Here is a 15,339-nt window from a genome sequence, read left to right as displayed (position 1 = left end):
GCCCTCGTGGATCGAGCCGGGCGTCTCCGGCGCCACATGGCTCGGAATGCCGCCCGGGAACGAGAACTGGGTGAAGAGCCGCTTCATCCCCTCCTCGTCCTGGGACACGTTGGGATAGACCTCGCTGTAGGTCCCTTCGAGATAGGCGTTGGCGACCAGCGCCGGCCCGCCGTGGCCCGGGCCGGTCACGTAGATCATGTCGAGATCGTACTTCTTGATCAGCCGGTTGAGGTGAACGTAGAGGAAGTTCAGCCCCGGCGTCGTGCCCCAGTGGCCGAGCAGGCGCGGCTTGACGTGCTGCTTCAGCAGCGGCGCCTTGAGCAGCGGATTGTCGAACAGATAGATCTGCCCGACCGACAGATAGTTGGCCGCGCGCCAGTAGGCGTCGATCAGGCCGGCTTCCTTGTCCGACAATACGTTTGCCATTTGCGGCTCCTTGTGATTCGATCCTCCCCGGACAGAAGCTGTCAGTCCGGCCTGCGCATCGACTCGAATTCGCCTTCAAGCCGTTTGAGCTCGGTGCCCGTCTTGTGCCCGTGCTCGATTTCCCACTTCGCGCGAAGCCAGTGGTTGAGGGCGCGCCCTTCGGGCCGGCCCTCCTGCTCCCAGATCTCGTAGGCGCGGTCGCGGATGGGGTGCTTCTTGTCGTCGATGTTTTCGGACGTCTCCTTGGCGGCTGTCTCGGCGCCGTTTGTCTCACCGGTCATGAATCTCATTTCCTTCCGGAGAACGCCTCGGGTCGGCCCCGCTGAGCATCCGGCGGCAATGTGACACTGGCGTAACGGCCGCGGCGCCGGTCACTCGAGGCCGGCTTCCCGTTCGAGCTCCCGCCGGGCCCGCATCCAGTGGTCGACCTCGCGTCCCTCCGGCATGCCCTCGGCGAGCCAGATCTGGTGCGCGCGCTCGCTCACCTCTTCCTCGGTCGGCGCCCGTTTCGTCACGTCGTCCGCCCCGTGCGTTGATGTTTTTCCGGCCTTCGCGCGCTTCGCCATGAATAGTCCTCCCAACCGTCTGTCGCAGGCCGTTCCCTGTCGCGACTGTGCCGGATCAACTGCGATTGAGCAACGTCCAAACCCGTCGCGCGGACAGAGGCCCCGCCAAAACCGCCGGCAGCGCCAAGAAAGGCCGTCGCCTTGAGCGCCGCCGCGGCTTCGCCAACCCGTTGACAGATGCTCCTTAGCCCTTTGTCGGCTGCTTCTTTCGCCCTTCGGCCCTGCGAAAGACGGCGATTACGCTTGCGCCTGTGCAAAAGTTCGTTCAACTAAAGTCGACCCCGGCGACGAACCCGGGGGCAGGATGGGAGAACGCCATGGCGGAGGAGGTGGAGGCGCGCACGCTCAGTCGGGTCGCGTGGCGATTCATACCGTTTTTGATCCTTTGCTATTTCGTCGCCTATCTCGACCGGGTGAACGTCGGCTTCGCCAAACTGACCATGGATACCGACCTCGGCCTGTCCGACACGGCCTTCGGTTTCGGCGCGGGCGTCTTCTTTCTCGCCTATTTCCTGTTCGAGGTGCCCTCCAACATCATCATGGACAAGGTCGGCGCGCGGCGCTGGATCGCGCGCATCATGCTGAGCTGGGGAATCGTCTCGGGCTCGATGGCCTTCATCCCCGAGATTGCGTCGGCGATCGGCCTCAGCGCCGAGCACACCTTCTATCTTCTGCGCGTGCTACTCGGCTTCGCCGAGGCCGGCTTCTTCCCCGGCATCATCTTTTTCCTGACCCTGTGGTTCCCGGCGTCGCACCGGGCGCGCATCGTCGGCTATTTCATGGCGGCGATCCCGCTGTCGTCAGCGATCGGCTCGCCGGTCTCCGCCGCCCTTCTCGGGCTCGACGGCGCCTGGGGCTTCCGCGGCTGGCGGTGGCTGTTCATCGTCGAGGCCTTTCCCTCGATCGTCCTCGGCTTCGTGACGTTCTTCTACCTGACCGACCGTCCGGCCGACGCGACCTGGCTCGATCCGCAGGCGCGGGCGTGGCTGCAGCGGCGGCTGGCGCTCGAGGACCGGCGGCGCGAGCACGTCTCGCCGAGCAGCGCGCTGGCGAGCCTCGCGGACCATCGCGTTCTGGCATTGTCGCTCGTCTACTTCGGCGCCGTCGCCTGCAATTACGGCATCAGCTTCTGGCTGCCCACGATCATCAAGGGTTTCGGCCTGTCAATCGCGATGACCGGCTGGGTCAACGCCGTCCCCTACGTCGTCGGCTTTTTCGGCATGATCTGGTGGGGCCTGCGCTCCGACCGGGAGGGCGAGCGGACGATGCATCTGGCTATCGCGTTGGCACTGGCCGCGATCGGCGTCGGCGGATCGGCCTTTCTCGCCGACCCGACGACCAAGATGATCGCGCTGACCATCGGCGCTTTCGGGGTTTTCGCCTCGCTGCCGATCTTCTGGACCCTGCCGACGGCGTTCCTGGCCGGTTCCGCGGTGGCACCCGGAATCGCGGCGATCAACTCGATCGGCAATCTGTCCGGCTATTTCGGTCCGTTCGTGATCGGCTGGATCAAGGATGCGACGGGCGGCTTCCTCTGGGGCCTCGTCACCATCGCAGCCTGCGCGGTCGTCGCGCTCGCGATCACGCTGGCGCTCGGCCACGACCCGCACCTCGAGCGGGCGCCCGAGGCGGCGGAATAGGTTTTGGAATGGGTGGAACGGCGCAAGACGGACCAAGGACGGACGCCGGCGAAAACGGCGCCGCTCGTCCGAAAAGAGGTAGGGAGGTTATCGATGTCAATGGGATCCATTCATTCTTCCAACTCCGCTCAGGCTGACTACTGGAACGGCGCGGGCGGGCGGCGCTGGGCCGACAATCAGGACCGGCAGGATGCGCTGCTTCAGCCGATCTCCGACCGGCTCATCGCCGCCGCCGACCCCAGGCCCGGCGAATTCGTGATCGACATCGGCTGCGGTAGCGGGGCGACGACCATCGACTTGGCCGTCCGCGTCGCGCCGGAGGGCGAAGCGCTCGGGCTTGACGTATCGGCGCCGCTGCTGCGGCGCGCGCGAGAGCGCGCTCCGGACGACATTCCGGCGCGCTTCGTGCACGCCGACGCGACGGTCTACGAGCTTCCTCCCGGCGAGATCGACCTCATCGCGTCGCGGTTCGGCGTGATGTTCTTCGCCGACCCGACGCAGTCCTTCGCCAATCTCCGGGCCGGCATGAAGCCCCGCGGACGGCTCGCCTTCGCCTGCTGGCGCGCGGCCCGCGATAATCCGTGGCTGATCGTTCCGCTGCGTGCGGCCGCCGGTCACGCGCCTCCCCTGCCCGAGCTCGGCCCGGAGGACCCAGGCCCGTTCGCGTTCGCCGACGAGACGCGCGTTCGCCGCATTTTGGGCGACGCCGGCTTCGTCGAGATCGACCTCATGCGTGAGGATTTCGAGCTCGACGTGGCGCTCGGGCAAGGCGTGGATGCAGCCGTCGAGGCGGCGCTGTCGCTCGGCCCGGCGAGCCGCATGTTGGAGGACCAGCCGGAAGCGACGCGAGAGGCTGCGGCCGTGGACATCCGCGCCGCGCTCGCCGCGCACGCCGTCGGGGACAGCGTCCCGCTCGGCGCGGCGGTGTGGATCGTCACGGCGCGGAATCCTTCGTAAGCAGAGTCCGGCTCGACGATTCGGAAGGGCGGCGTCTCGCCGCCCGGGGAGCGCGGGACGCGCTCCCTCCCTTGTCACGCGAGTGACCCCGCGTGGCTGGCGTCCGCGTCCCGCGCGCGTAAAAATGCGCGCATCGCGAGGGCCGCCTGCTCCGGACGCGAGACGTGTTCGACGCCGACAGGACAGGCGCGGCGCGCGCGGCAGCCGCGACCCATGCAGTCCGCGCCAGCAACGCTTCGCAAATGCGCCACGCAGGCGGCGACGTCGTAGCCGGCCGTGGTGAAGGCGCCGACGGGACAGGCGCTGAGGCAGGGCCGGTCCCGGCAGGACGCGCAGGGACTCGCCTGCGGATCGACCTTCGGCAGGTCCAGCGCTTGGCGAAAACCGAGCGCGCCGCGATAGCTGTGCCACAGGCCGTAGACCGGATGGATCGTGAGCCCGATCGGTGACGGATGGACGGGTTCCGCCCTCCGCGCCCATTGCTGGAAAGGCCAGTACGGCGGCCCGCCGAACGGAAAGAGCGCGACCGCCCCAAAGGCCTGGGCGAGGCCGCCGATCACCCGCCGGCTGAACCGATCGAGCGGATCGTCGGCGCCATCGCGCGCTTCGGGGCTCGAGGCGAAGGCGTCCCAGCCCGAGCGCCCCGCCACGCCGATCAGAACGACCGCGCGGGCGTCCGCGAGCGGCCCGGCGCGCTCCTCCACGCGCAAAGGAAAGGCGCCGCGCGGCGCGAAACCCGCGCGCTCGATGGCGAAAAAAACCGACTCGATTGATTGGGGCCGTTCAGGCATGATGGTTCATAGCTAGACGATCGCGGAGCGCCTGTCGCGTCCGCGCTGCCCATGTGCAACGCCGCCCATGAAATTTCGAGGAGCAAGCCCTTGGACGCCGCTTATCTCGAAACCGCCGATGGCGCCTTTATCGCAAGTCCCCTGACCCGCGGCCCGTGGCATCCCGACCACCAGCACGCAGGCCCTCCGTCGGCGCTGATCTGCCGCGCGATCGAGCGCGAGGCCGCCGGCGACGGGGTCACCCATCTCGGGCGGCTGACGGTCAATCTGTTGCGCCCGGCCCCGCTCGGCGAATGCCGGATCGAGGTGTCGCAAGACTACCTCGGCCGCAACGCCGGCCATTACGCCGGCCGGTTGATCGCCCGCGACAAGGAGATCGCTCGCTTTACCCCCCTGATGCAGCGCGAGGACGACCTCCCCATCCCGGCGGGGACGCCCGGCCACCCGCCGCCGCAGGCGCCGAAGCCGTGGAGTTCGAGTCCGAGCGTCACCATGGCCTTCGAGGGCGCCGGCGCGGATTTCGGCTACGCTGACCTCGTCGAGAACCGGATTGCGGCAGGAAAGGCCTTTAGCGGCCCGTGCGCCGTGTGGTTCCGCCTCAACCATCCGCTGGTGATGGGGGAGGCGCCGAGCCCGTATCAGCGCGTCGCGGTCGCGGCCGATTCCGGCAATGGCGTCAGCGCTTCGCTGGACTTCATGAAGTACGTGTTCGTCAACTGCGACCTGACGATCAACCTCTTCCGCCGCCCGGTCGGCGAATGGATCTGCCTCGAAGCGCGCAGCCTGTTCGGCGGCAACGGCTGCGGCCTCGCGGAATCGGCGCTCTACGACGAAGTCGGCGTCATCGGACAGGCGACGCAGTCGCTGGCGGTGCGGGCAAGATAGCCGCAACTGTCACACCGCGACGAGGCCGAGATGCGCCTCCATCGGCGCGAAATCGCGGTCGTCGTGCAACAGCGCGCAACGGTTCTCGATGCAGAACGTGCCGCCACACGCAACAAAAAAGCGGCCGCGCTCGCGGCCGCCTGTTAAGGGTCAATCAAAGCGCGCGTCACTGCCGACCGGCCGCAGGGCCCAAACGACCCTGCAAAGGCTCAGGCGAACTTCGGATCGAGTTCGCCGCTGGCGTAGCGCTTGGCCATGTCGGCGAGCGAGATGATCTTCTTGATCTTCGGCGCCTGGCCTGCGGTGTTGAATTCCTCGAAGCGAGCCTTGCAGACCTTGACCATCCCGTCCAGCGCCGGCTTCAGGTACTTGCGGGGATCGAACTCCTCCGGGTGCTCCTGGAAGACCCTGCGGATCTGGCCGGTGATCGCCATGCGGTTGTCGGTGTCGATGTTGATCTTGCGCACGCCATGCTTGATTCCGCGCTGAATCTCCTCGATCGGCACGCCGTAGGTCTGGGGCATCTTGCCGCCGAACTTGTTGATAATGTCCTGCAGGTCCTGCGGCACCGACGAGGAGCCGTGCATCACGAGATGGGTGTTCGGCAGCTTCTTGTTGATGTCCTCGATCACGTGCATCGCCAGGATGTCGCCGGTCGGCTTGCGCGAGAACTTGTAGGCGCCGTGCGAGGTGCCCATGGCGATGGCGAGCGCATCCACCTTGGTCTCGCGCACGAACTTGACCGCCTCGTCGGGGTTGGTCAGCAACTGGTCGTGGCTGAGCTTACCCTCGGCGCCGTGGCCGTCCTCCTTGTCCCCCGTTCCGGTCTCGAGCGAGCCGAGCACGCCGAGTTCGCCCTCGACCGACACGCCGCCGAGGTGGGCCATATCGGTCACCTGCTTGGTGACGCCGACGTTATAGGCCCAGTCGGCCGGGGTCTTGCCGTCCGACTTCAGCGAGCCGTCCATCATCACCGAGGTGAATCCCGCCTGCATCGCGGTCACGCAGGTTCCCGGGCCGTTGCCGTGGTCGAGATGCACGCAGATCGGAACCAGCGGATAGATCTCGGTCAGCGCCGCCATCATGTGGCTCAGCATGATGTCGTTGGCGTAGGCGCGGGCGCCGCGCGAAGCCTGGATGATGACCGGGGCTTCGAGCGCGCTCGCCGCCTCGCCGATCGCCAGCGCCTGCTCCATGTTGTTGATATTGAACGCGGGAACGCCGTAGCCGTGCTCGGCGGCGTGATCCAGCAATTGACGAAGAGTTATACGGGCCATGTCTTTATTTTCCAGCCGTGGTTGTTTGGGTTGCTTTGTTTCTTGTGTTGCTTTGTTCGTTCACTACGCGCGAAGCGCCTCGACGCCGGGAAGCGCCTTGCCTTCCATCCATTCCAGGAAAGCGCCGCCGGCGGCCGAAACGTAGGTGAACTGTCCGGCGACGCCGGCCTCGTTCAGCGCCGCGACGGTGTCGCCGCCGCCTGCGATCGCCTTGAGCTTGCCGTCCCGGGTCAGGAACCCGACCGTCTTGGCGATGGCGAAGGTGGCCGCCTCGAACGGCGGCGTCTCGAAGGCGCCGAACGGCCCGTTCCACACCAGCGTCTTCACCTTGCCGAGCGCCTCCTCGATCATCACGACCGACTTCGGCCCGACGTCGAGGATCATCTCGTCCTCGGCGACATGGTCGACGTCGACCACCCGCGCGTGGGCGTGCGCCTTGAACTCCTTGGCGACCGTCGCGTCGATCGGCAGCACGATGCGGCACTTGGCCCCATCGGCGTCCGCCAAAATCTTGCGCGCAGTGTCGGCCATGTCCTTCTCGCACAGCGACTTGCCGACGTGCTTGCCCTGGGCGAACAGGAAGGTGTTGGCCATGCCGCCGCCGATGATCAGGACGTCGACCTTCTTGATCAGGTTGCCGAGCAGCTCGAGCTTGGACGAGACCTTGGCGCCGCCGACGATGGCCGCGACCGGACGCTCCGGATTGCCGAGCGCGATCGTCAGCGCCTCGAGCTCCGCCTGCATCGCCCGGCCCGCGAAGGCGGGCAGCTTGTGGGCGACGCCTTCGGTCGAGGCGTGCGCGCGGTGGGCGGCGGAGAAGGCGTCGTTGACATAGAGGTCGCCGAGCTTGGCGAGCCCTTCGACGATCGCCGGATCGTTCTTCTCCTCGCCCTTGTAGAAGCGGGTGTTCTCGAGCAGCAGAATGTCGCCGTTCTTCATCTTGGCGATTGCGGCGGCGGGGACGTCGCCGATGCAGTCGGTCGCGAAGCCCACCGGGCGCTTCAACACTTCGGCGACCGCTGCGGCGACGGGCTTGAGCGAATTGGCCTCGTCAGGGCCGCCCTTCGGCCGGCCGAAATGGGCGAGCAGGATCACCTTGCCGCCCTTGTCGGCGATCTCCGTGATCGTCGAGGCGACGCGCTCGATCCGGGTCTTGTCGGTGACTTTGCCGTTCTCGGTGGGAACGTTCAGGTCGACTCTGAGGAGCACGCGTTTGCCGGTTACGTCGGCGTCGTCGAGCGTGCGGAAGGATTTGCTCATGTTCGCTCCCCTTCGAATATGTAATCGTTGGGATTAGTTCGGCCTTCGGCGGCCGCCGGAGCTGAGCTCCGGCGGCGCGTCGTTCACGGGGTGACTGCAGTCGAGGCCGTCAGATGTGCTTGGCCAGCGCGACCGCGGTGTCGGCCATGCGGTTCGAGAAGCCCCACTCGTTGTCGTACCAGCTAAGGATGCGCACGAAGGTGCCGTCGATGACCTTGGTCTGGTCGAAGTGGAACACAGACGAACGCGGATCGTGGTTGAAGTCGATCGAGACGTTGGGCTTGTCGGTGTAGCCGAGGATACCCTTCAGCGGGCCGCTGTTCGCAGCCTTCTTGATCGCCTCGTTGATCTCTTCCTTCGTCGTCGCGCGCTTGGCGACGAACTTGAGGTCGACCACCGAGACGTTCGGGGTCGTGACGCGGATCGCCGAGCCGTCGAGCTTGCCCTTGAGCTCCGGCAACACGAGGCCAACCGCCTTGGCGGCGCCGGTCGTGGTCGGGATCATCGACAGCGCGGCGGCGCGGGCGCGGTAAAGGTCCTTGTGCAGCGTGTCGAGCGTGGGCTGGTCGCCGGTGTACGAGTGGATGGTCGTCATAAAGCCGTGCTGGATGCCGATGGCGTCGTTGAGCACCTTGGCGACCGGGGCGAGGCAGTTCGTCGTGCACGAGGCGTTCGACAGGACGAGATGCTCCTTGGTGATCTTGTCGTGGTTCACGCCATAGACGACGGTGAGGTCGGCGCCGTCCGAGGGGGCGGATACGAGCACGCGCTTGGCGCCGGCGGCGAGGTGGATCGCGGCCTTCTCGCGCGAGGTGAAGATGCCGGTGCACTCGAACGCAATGTCGACGCCGAGGTCCCTGTGCGGCAACTCGGCCGGGTTCTTGATCGCGGTCACCTTGATCTTGTGGCCGCCGACGATCATGAAGTCGCCATCGACCGAAACCTCGTGCGGGAAACGCCCATGCACGCTGTCGAAGCGAAGCAGGTGCGCGTTCGTTTCAACCGGCCCGAGATCGTTGATCGAGACGACCTCGATATCCTTGCGTCCGGACTCGATCAGCGCACGCAGCACAAGCCGCCCGATGCATCCAAAGCCGTTGATCGCTACCTTTGTGACCATTGTTTGTTCTCCTCGGTCCTGCCCGTTGTTCGCGGTCCGCGGCGGACTCCAAGATTGATATGACCGCTTGATTTAGTCGCTCGTTGAATGCGCCTTCGTTGTTCTAAAGTCTACGGGGCCGCGCGTATATGCGACAATTCGCCCGTCCTGCCAGACCTTAGGATGAAAGCGCCTTTGCGGCCGCGTCCGCCACCGCCTCCGGCGTGATGCCGAAAAACTTGTAGACCGCCTTGTAGGGTCCGCTTTCGCCATATCCCGTCATGCCGACGAACGGACCGTCGCCGATGATCGCGTCCCACCCGAAGCGCACCGCGGCCTCGACGGCGACCTTCACCTTGGCGGAGCCGATCACCGATTTCCGATAGTCCGCCGGCTGCTCGAAGAACGCGTCCATGCACGGGACCGAGACGACGCGAGCGGCGATGCCTTTTCCCTTGAGGATCTGCTGCGCGGCGACCGCGAGCGAGACCTCCGAGCCGGAGGAGAAGATCGAGACCGCCGCCTCGCCCTCGGCCGGCGCGATCTCGTAGGCGCCGCGGGCGCAGAGGTTCTCGGCGACGTGGGACTTGCGCAGCGCCGGCAGGTTTTGCCGGGTCAGAGCGAGGATCGAGGGCGAATGCTCGCGCTCGAGCGCCGCCTGCCAGCATTCGACTGTCTCGACGCTGTCGGCGGGCCGCCACAAGAACATGTTCGGCATCGCCCGGAGCGCGGCCAGATGCTCGACCGGCTGGTGGGTCGGGCCGTCCTCTCCGAGTCCGATCGAATCGTGCGTGAAGACATGCACGACCCTGATTTTCGCCAGCGCCGCGATCCGCAGCGCCGGGCGGGCGTAGTCGGTGAACGCCAGGAACGACGCCCCCGACGGAATGAGTCCGCCGTGCACGGAGATGCCGTTGCACGCCGCGGCCATTCCGTGTTCGCGGATGCCCCAGTGAATGTAGCGGCCCGAGAAATCGTCCGGCGTGATCTCCTTGGTCGCCGCCACCTTCGTGTTGTTCGAAGGCGTGAGGTCGGCCGAGCTCGTCACGAGTTCCGGCACGGCGGGCGCGATAACGTTGAGCGCGGCCTCGCCAGCCTTGCGGGTGGCGATCTCAGGCGCGTCCTGAGCAAGCTTGCGCTTGTAGCCATCGATGACGGCGTCGAAGCCCTTCGGCAGATGGCCGCCAATTCTTCGCTCGAATTCCGCCCGCTTCGCCGGTTCGAGCGCCTCGAGCGCCTTCCCCCATTCCGCGCGCGCCGCAGCGCCCTTGGCGCCGATCTGCCGCCAGGCGGCGAGAATGTCGTCGGGGACGACGAACGCTTCGTAAGGCCAGTTCAGCGCCTTGCGCGCGCCGGCGACTTCGGCGGCGCCGGGCGCCTCGCCGTGGGCCTTGTTCGTTCCCGCCCTGGTCGGAAGGCCGAAGCCGATCGTCGTCTTGCAGGCGATCATGGTCGGCTTGTCGGAGGCCTGCGCCGCGCGTACGGCGGCGAGGATCGCGGCCGGGTCATGGCCGTCGATATTGCTGGCGTTCCAGCCCGCCGACTTGAAGCGCGCCACCTGGTCGACGGAGTCCGAGAGCGACGTCTTGCCGTCGATCGAGATGCCGTTGTTGTCGTAAAAGACGATCAGCTTCTTGAGCTTGTAATGACCCGCGATGGCGATCGCCTCCTGGCTGACGCCCTCCATCAGGTCGCCGTCGGAGGCGAGCACATAGGTATGATGGTCGATGACGCCGGGAAACTGCGCCGCCATCATGCGCTCGGCCATGGCCATGCCGACCGCGGTCGAGATGCCCTGCCCCAGCGGGCCGGTCGTGGTCTCCACGCCGAGCGTATGGCCGTATTCGGGGTGACCCGGCGTCTTCGAACCGACCTGGCGGAACCCCTTGAGGTCATCGATCGTGAGGCCTTTGTCGCCGCCGGTCCCGGTCAGATAGAGGAGCGCGTAAAGAAGCATCGAGCCGTGACCGGCCGACAGCACGAAGCGGTCGCGATCCGGCCAGTGCGGGTCGGCGGCGTCGAACTTCAGCACGTCTCGGAACAGGACGGTGGCGACGTCGGCCGCCCCCATCGGCAAGCCGGGATGTCCGCTGTTGGCCTTTTCCACCGCATCGACAGCCAGAAAACGGATCGCGTTGGCCATGGAATCATGTGTCGGGCTCGTCGCCATCGAGGCTCTCCTCAATCCTTGCTTGCTCTGGGATTTGCGCCCCGCCCGGGGGCGCGCGTTGCTTCGGACAAGACCACTAACCTGCCAGCGGTTCGACCGCAATTCGGGACGCGTTGCGACTCGTTCAAGCATCGCGTAAAAAAAGCATCGCAATGAGTGGAAGCGAAACCGCCTTGGACGCTTTGGAGCGGTCTTTGACCCGACTCGCCGCCGCGGTCGGATTGCTCGAAAGAGCCGCCGAGCGCCGCATGCGCCACGACGAGGCGCGCTCGAACGCCGAGGAGGAGTTCGCCCTGATGCAGGACGACCGCTCGCGCCTCGCCGTCGAGCTCGACGCCGCCCTCGACCGTTCGCGCGCCCTCGAGGCCGCCAGCGCCGAGGCTGGTGAGCGGCTCATCCGAGCAGCCCAGACGATCGGACGGATCCTCGAACGCATGGAGCCGCCCGCGGACTAGCTGGCGGGCCGGCGTGAGAAGGGATTGCGGCATGGCGCAGGTTTCGGTGACGATCGACGGCCGCAAGTACCGCCTCGCCTGCAACGAGGGCGAGGAGGCGCGGCTCGAGCAGCTCGCCGGAATGGTCGACGACAAGATCAACGAGCTGCGCCGGGCTTTCGGCGAGATCGGCGACCAGCGGCTCGTCGTCATGGCCGCGCTGACCTTCGCCGACCAGTACGCCGAGGCGCGGGCGGCGGCCGAAGCCGAGCGCCAGCGGGCTGATGACGACGCGTCGCGGTCCGAAGCGGTCGCCGCGACGCTCGATGGCCTCGGCGCCCGGCTCGAAGACCTCGCAGCGCGTCTGGCCGGCGGCGCCGAGGCTTGAGGCGGGAACGCGCCGCTCACTTGCGTGACTGCCCATAGACCACGCCGCGGTCGATGACCTCGGCCGCGATTTGCAGAAGGGCGTCGGCGCTGTCTGGCTTGACGAAGACCTTGTCGGCGCCGGCCCGCAGCGCTTCGTCGTGCACCGGCTCTGCGCTCGACGTCGTCAGAACGACGACCGGAAGTTCGCTCAACTGAAACGTCGCCCGCAACGCATGAAGGAACCTCACGCCGTCCAGCCGCGGCATGTTGAGATCGAGCACGAGGATGTCGGGCAGCCGATTGGTCAGGTCCTCGATCGAAATCTGATAGGTCGCATCGAGGCCGTCGCAGACCGTCTCGAGGACCACCTCCCGCCCGATTCCGGCCTTCACCTGGTCCAAAGCGCGCTCGAAAAGATACACGTCGTCCGGGTCGTCCTCAATCAGCATGACACGGCAGGGTTTTGAGGCTTGCGTTCCATTGGGCATGAGCGGCGATCAACCTTATGGGCCTGCGAAAGGCCAGTTGCACATTCCGCCGGCAAAGGCCGGCCGCGCGGACTTTACCGCGCACATTCTGTGAACGGCTGAAGGGAGCGAGGACATTGCCCAGCCAATCCTTCAGCGACGACAGATTTCGGCTTGCCGTCGACGCTTCGCCTGCGGCGATGATCATGGTCGATGCAAATGGAACGATCGAATTCGCCAACGCCGAGACCGTGCGCATGTTCGGATATCGGGTGGATGAACTGGTCGGACGATCGATCGACATGCTCGTTCCCCCCCGATCGCGCGCGGCCCACTCCGGATTGCGGCAAGGCTTCTTCGCATCGCCCAGCGAGCGCCCGATGGGCGTCGGCCGCGACCTGAAGGGAACGCGGAAGGACGGCACGGAGTTCCCGGTCGAGATCGGCCTTACGCCGATCGATGCGGCGGACGGCGTCATTGTGCTCGCCACTGTTGTCGACATCACGGCGCGGCGACGGGCGGAGCTGGACCTTGCACAGCGGGCGAACGACCTTGAACTCGCCAACGAACGCCTGACGCAATTCGCATATGTCGCCTCGCACGATCTTCAGGAGCCCCTGCGCAAAATCGCCGTCTATGCCGGGCTGCTCGAGGAAGCCGTCAGGAAAGCCGACGCCGCGGGCGCCGCGCGCGCAACCTCCGTCATTTCCGCGTCCGCCGTGCGCGCGCGAAAAATGGTCGACAACCTGCTCGCGTTCTCGCGCGTGAGCGGAACGGAAACCCATACCCAGCCCCTCGACCTGCGCGCCGAAGTCGAGCTCGCCCTCAACGACCTGTCGGCGGCGATCGAGGAGACCGGGGCGACAATCCGCGTCGAGATCGATCCGATCGTGGTTCCGGCCGACCGCGCGCAACTCGCGCGGTTGATCCAGAACATCGTCTCGAACGCGATCAAATACCGCAAGCCGGGCGCGCCGCCGTCCATCACGATCCGAACGACGCGGATCGGCCGGACACGGGTCCGTCTTGCGATCGCCGACGCCGGCGTCGGCTTCGACGAGAAATTCGCCAGCGAGATTTTTCAGCCGTTCAAGCGCCTGCACAGCCCCAGGGACTATCCGGGGTCGGGCATTGGCCTCGCGATCTGCAAGGCGATCGCCGACCGCTACGGCTGGACGCTGAGCGTTCGTTCGCGTCCTGAGGAAGGTTCGACCTTCGAGGTCACCCTGCCGACCGCAGTCTGACGACGCTGCGGCGCGCGTTCCGTCAGCTTTTTGCGAATTCGGCGAAGGCGGCCGTGTAGTCGGGGTGCCAGCGCGACAGCGGCGGGCGGTTCTCGACAATGTCGCCCGCCGCCCAAAGAATGCGCTTAGCGTCGACCTCGCGGGTCACCTCGTTGTCCGGGCAGAGAACATAGAAATCGCCCGCGGACATCCGCTCGATCAGGAATTCGACGACCTGATCGGCGGTCCACGCGCCGGCGGGCTTCTCTCCGCCGCCCGGCCGCGTCATGCCGGTGAAGGTGAAGCCGGGGATCAAGAGATGCGCCGTGACCTTGCAGGCCTCGATGTTCCGCAGTTCGTGCGCGAGCGCCTCGATCACGACCTTCACCCCCGCCTTCGACACATTATAGGCCGTATTGCCGGGCGGACAGGTGATCCCCTGCTTGGAGCCGGTGTTGACGATCGCCGCCGGCAGGCCCTGCTTGATCATCGTCGGCGCGAACGCGTTCACCCCGTGGATGACGCCCCAGAGGTTCACGTCGATCAGGCGCCGCCACTTTGCGAGGTCGCCCAGCACACCGCCCCCGCCTTCGACGCCCGCGTTGTTCATCAGAACTGCGACCTCGCCGAACGCGTCGTAGGCGGAGTCCCTCAGGCGCTCGACCTCAAGCGGATTGCCGACGTCGATCACGAAGGCGCGGACGCCGTCATTCCGCCCGGCGACCGCCGTGAGGCGGGTCGCGGCGGCCTCGAGCGCCCCGGCGTTGACGTCGGCCAGAACGATTTTCATCCCGAGCCGAGCGAAGCGCTCCGCCGCGGCGAGACCGATGCCGCTGGCCGCGCCTGTGATGACCGCGACGCGGCCGGACTGAAGAGCGGGATGGAGAGGCATGAGCGGCGTCCTTCGAACGAGCGTTGCGCCCAGAGTGCCCAAACGCATAGGGCCTGCCGCGCGCATCCGTCAATTGGCGGTGGCGGGATTCGGCCCTCGGGGACGGCGCGATGAGCAAAGGTTCGACGCTTCCTCCCGACCTTGTCAAATCGCCGCAATCCTCTCTAACTTCATGGTATCGTCATCCAAGACGGAAGCGGAAGCTCGTCATGGCTCCTGTTCGTGCGCTTCTCCTCGCAGTCCTTGTCGGCCTCGCACCGGGGGGACCGGGCGCGGCCGTCGGGCAGACTCTTTGGCCCTTCGCCCAGCCGGATTCCGTCGCGCCCGCCGCTCCCGCCGTTCCCGTCGCTCCCGCCGCGCTTCTGCCCCCGGACGCAGATCCCGCCTATTCGACCCCGGTGGACCTCGACGGCGACATCGACCGCAGCCGCATGACGCGGCGCATTGTCGACGATCCGACCGGCGAGCCCGCCGGAACCGTCACCATCAACACCAAACTGCGCAAGCTTTATCTCTCGCTCGGCGACGGACGCGCGGTGGAGTACGGCATCGGCGTCGGCCGCCAGGGTTTTGCGTGGAAGGGCGTCGCGGAGGTCGGCCGCAAGGCCTACTGGCCGGGATGGACGCCGCCGCCGGAAATGCTGGCGCGCAGCCCCGAATTGCCGCCGCATCTGGACGGCGGCCTAGACAACCCACTCGGCGCCCGCGCCCTCTACCTGTTCCAGGGAAACAAGGACACGCTGTTCCGCATCCACGGCACCAACGAGCCGAAGTCGATCGGCCACGCCGTGTCCTCGGGCTGCATCCGCATGCTCAACGCCGACGTGATCGACCTCTACGGCCGCGTCGCGAAGGGCACGCGGGTGGTGGTGCTGTAGGGGCG

Annotated in this window: 16 protein-coding genes and 1 pseudogene; 7 read left to right on the top strand and 10 right to left on the bottom strand. The window is 66.7% G+C overall.

All coding sequences use genetic code 11. The features are described from left to right. From ACLP25_RS05140 to ACLP25_RS05130, 3 genes and pseudogenes are all read right to left on the bottom strand, one after another. Positions 1–426: pseudogene (locus ACLP25_RS05140) on the bottom strand (phosphoketolase); the annotation flags it as partial. A gap of 41 nt (positions 427–467) precedes the next feature. Continuing rightward, a complete protein-coding gene (locus ACLP25_RS05135) occupies positions 468–707 on the bottom strand; it encodes a DUF2934 domain-containing protein (protein ID WP_442468151.1) in 240 nt (79 codons plus the stop codon). A 90-nt stretch (positions 708–797) separates the two neighbouring features. After that, entirely contained in the window at positions 798–992 is a 195-nt protein-coding gene (locus ACLP25_RS05130; protein ID WP_442468150.1) for a DUF2934 domain-containing protein, read from the bottom strand. A 317-nt stretch (positions 993–1,309) separates the two neighbouring features. Here ACLP25_RS05130 and ACLP25_RS05125 point away from each other — a divergent pair, with 317 nt between their 5' ends. Both ACLP25_RS05125 and ACLP25_RS05120 read left to right on the top strand, forming a co-directional pair. Continuing rightward, on the top strand, positions 1,310–2,632 hold the full coding sequence (locus ACLP25_RS05125; RefSeq protein WP_442468149.1) for an MFS transporter: 1,323 nt from the start codon (positions 1,310–1,312) through the stop codon (positions 2,630–2,632). A 93-nt stretch (positions 2,633–2,725) separates the two neighbouring features. Next, positions 2,726–3,589, top strand: a complete 864-nt coding sequence (locus tag ACLP25_RS05120; protein WP_442468148.1) for a class I SAM-dependent methyltransferase — start codon at positions 2,726–2,728, stop codon at positions 3,587–3,589. Between the two features lie 74 nt (positions 3,590–3,663). Here the strand turns inward: ACLP25_RS05120 and ACLP25_RS05115 are convergent, their stop codons facing one another. After that, on the bottom strand, positions 3,664–4,380 hold the full coding sequence (locus tag ACLP25_RS05115) for a ferredoxin (RefSeq protein ID WP_442468147.1): 717 nt from the start codon (positions 4,378–4,380) through the stop codon (positions 3,664–3,666). Positions 4,381–4,470: 90 nt separating this feature from the next. Here ACLP25_RS05115 and ACLP25_RS05110 point away from each other — a divergent pair, with 90 nt between their 5' ends. Then, on the top strand, positions 4,471–5,265 hold the full coding sequence (locus ACLP25_RS05110; RefSeq protein ID WP_442468146.1) for a thioesterase family protein: 795 nt from the start codon (positions 4,471–4,473) through the stop codon (positions 5,263–5,265). Positions 5,266–5,474: 209 nt separating this feature from the next. Here ACLP25_RS05110 and fba read toward each other — a convergent pair whose 3' ends face one another. The 4 genes from fba to tkt all read right to left on the bottom strand — a co-directional run bounded on the left by fba (position 5,475) and on the right by tkt (position 11,071). After that, on the bottom strand, positions 5,475–6,542 hold the full coding sequence (gene fba / locus ACLP25_RS05105; RefSeq protein WP_442468145.1) for a class II fructose-bisphosphate aldolase: 1,068 nt from the start codon (positions 6,540–6,542) through the stop codon (positions 5,475–5,477). Positions 6,543–6,605: 63 nt separating this feature from the next. Then, positions 6,606–7,802: a phosphoglycerate kinase gene (locus tag ACLP25_RS05100; RefSeq protein ID WP_442468144.1), complete on the bottom strand. Its 1,197-nt coding sequence runs from the start codon at positions 7,800–7,802 to the stop codon at positions 6,606–6,608. 109 nt (positions 7,803–7,911) lie between these two features. Further along, complete coding sequence (gene gap / locus ACLP25_RS05095) at positions 7,912–8,922, bottom strand: type I glyceraldehyde-3-phosphate dehydrogenase (protein ID WP_442468143.1); 1,011 nt, start codon at positions 8,920–8,922, stop codon at positions 7,912–7,914. Between the two features lie 157 nt (positions 8,923–9,079). After that, positions 9,080–11,071 (bottom strand): transketolase, encoded by a 1,992-nt coding sequence (gene tkt, locus ACLP25_RS05090; RefSeq protein ID WP_442468142.1) that lies wholly within the window; start codon positions 11,069–11,071, stop codon positions 9,080–9,082. Positions 11,072–11,223: 152 nt separating this feature from the next. Here tkt and ACLP25_RS05085 point away from each other — a divergent pair, with 152 nt between their 5' ends. Beyond that, positions 11,224–11,526, top strand: coding sequence for a DUF4164 family protein (locus ACLP25_RS05085; RefSeq protein ID WP_442468141.1), 303 nt, complete (start codon positions 11,224–11,226; stop codon positions 11,524–11,526). 31 nt (positions 11,527–11,557) lie between these two features. Beyond that, the gene (locus ACLP25_RS05080; protein WP_442468140.1) at positions 11,558–11,893 is read left to right on the top strand and encodes a cell division protein ZapA; all 336 of its coding nucleotides are present in this window, start codon (positions 11,558–11,560) and stop codon (positions 11,891–11,893) included. Positions 11,894–11,909: 16 nt separating this feature from the next. Here the strand turns inward: ACLP25_RS05080 and ACLP25_RS05075 are convergent, their stop codons facing one another. After that, positions 11,910–12,362, bottom strand: a complete 453-nt coding sequence (locus tag ACLP25_RS05075; protein WP_442468139.1) for a response regulator — start codon at positions 12,360–12,362, stop codon at positions 11,910–11,912. A 116-nt stretch (positions 12,363–12,478) separates the two neighbouring features. Here ACLP25_RS05075 and ACLP25_RS05070 point away from each other — a divergent pair, with 116 nt between their 5' ends. Beyond that, positions 12,479–13,585 carry a sensor histidine kinase gene (locus tag ACLP25_RS05070; RefSeq protein WP_442468138.1) on the top strand — a complete coding sequence of 369 codons (1,107 nt, stop codon included), beginning with the start codon at positions 12,479–12,481 and terminating at the stop codon, positions 13,583–13,585. 22 nt (positions 13,586–13,607) lie between these two features. Here the strand turns inward: ACLP25_RS05070 and ACLP25_RS05065 are convergent, their stop codons facing one another. Continuing rightward, a complete protein-coding gene (locus tag ACLP25_RS05065; RefSeq protein WP_442468137.1) occupies positions 13,608–14,456 on the bottom strand; it encodes an SDR family NAD(P)-dependent oxidoreductase in 849 nt (282 codons plus the stop codon). Between the two features lie 209 nt (positions 14,457–14,665). Between ACLP25_RS05065 and ACLP25_RS05060 the strand changes: the two genes are divergently transcribed. Continuing rightward, the gene (locus ACLP25_RS05060; RefSeq protein WP_442468136.1) at positions 14,666–15,334 is read left to right on the top strand and encodes a L,D-transpeptidase; all 669 of its coding nucleotides are present in this window, start codon (positions 14,666–14,668) and stop codon (positions 15,332–15,334) included. Positions 15,335–15,339 lie beyond the last annotated feature (5 nt).

The sequence above is a fragment of the Roseiarcus sp. genome (assembly GCF_052145395.1).
GTDB lineage: Bacteria > Pseudomonadota > Alphaproteobacteria > Rhizobiales > Beijerinckiaceae > Roseiarcus.
The sequence above is the reverse complement of the archived record's forward strand: the minus strand, read 5'-3'. Positions and strand labels throughout refer to the sequence as shown.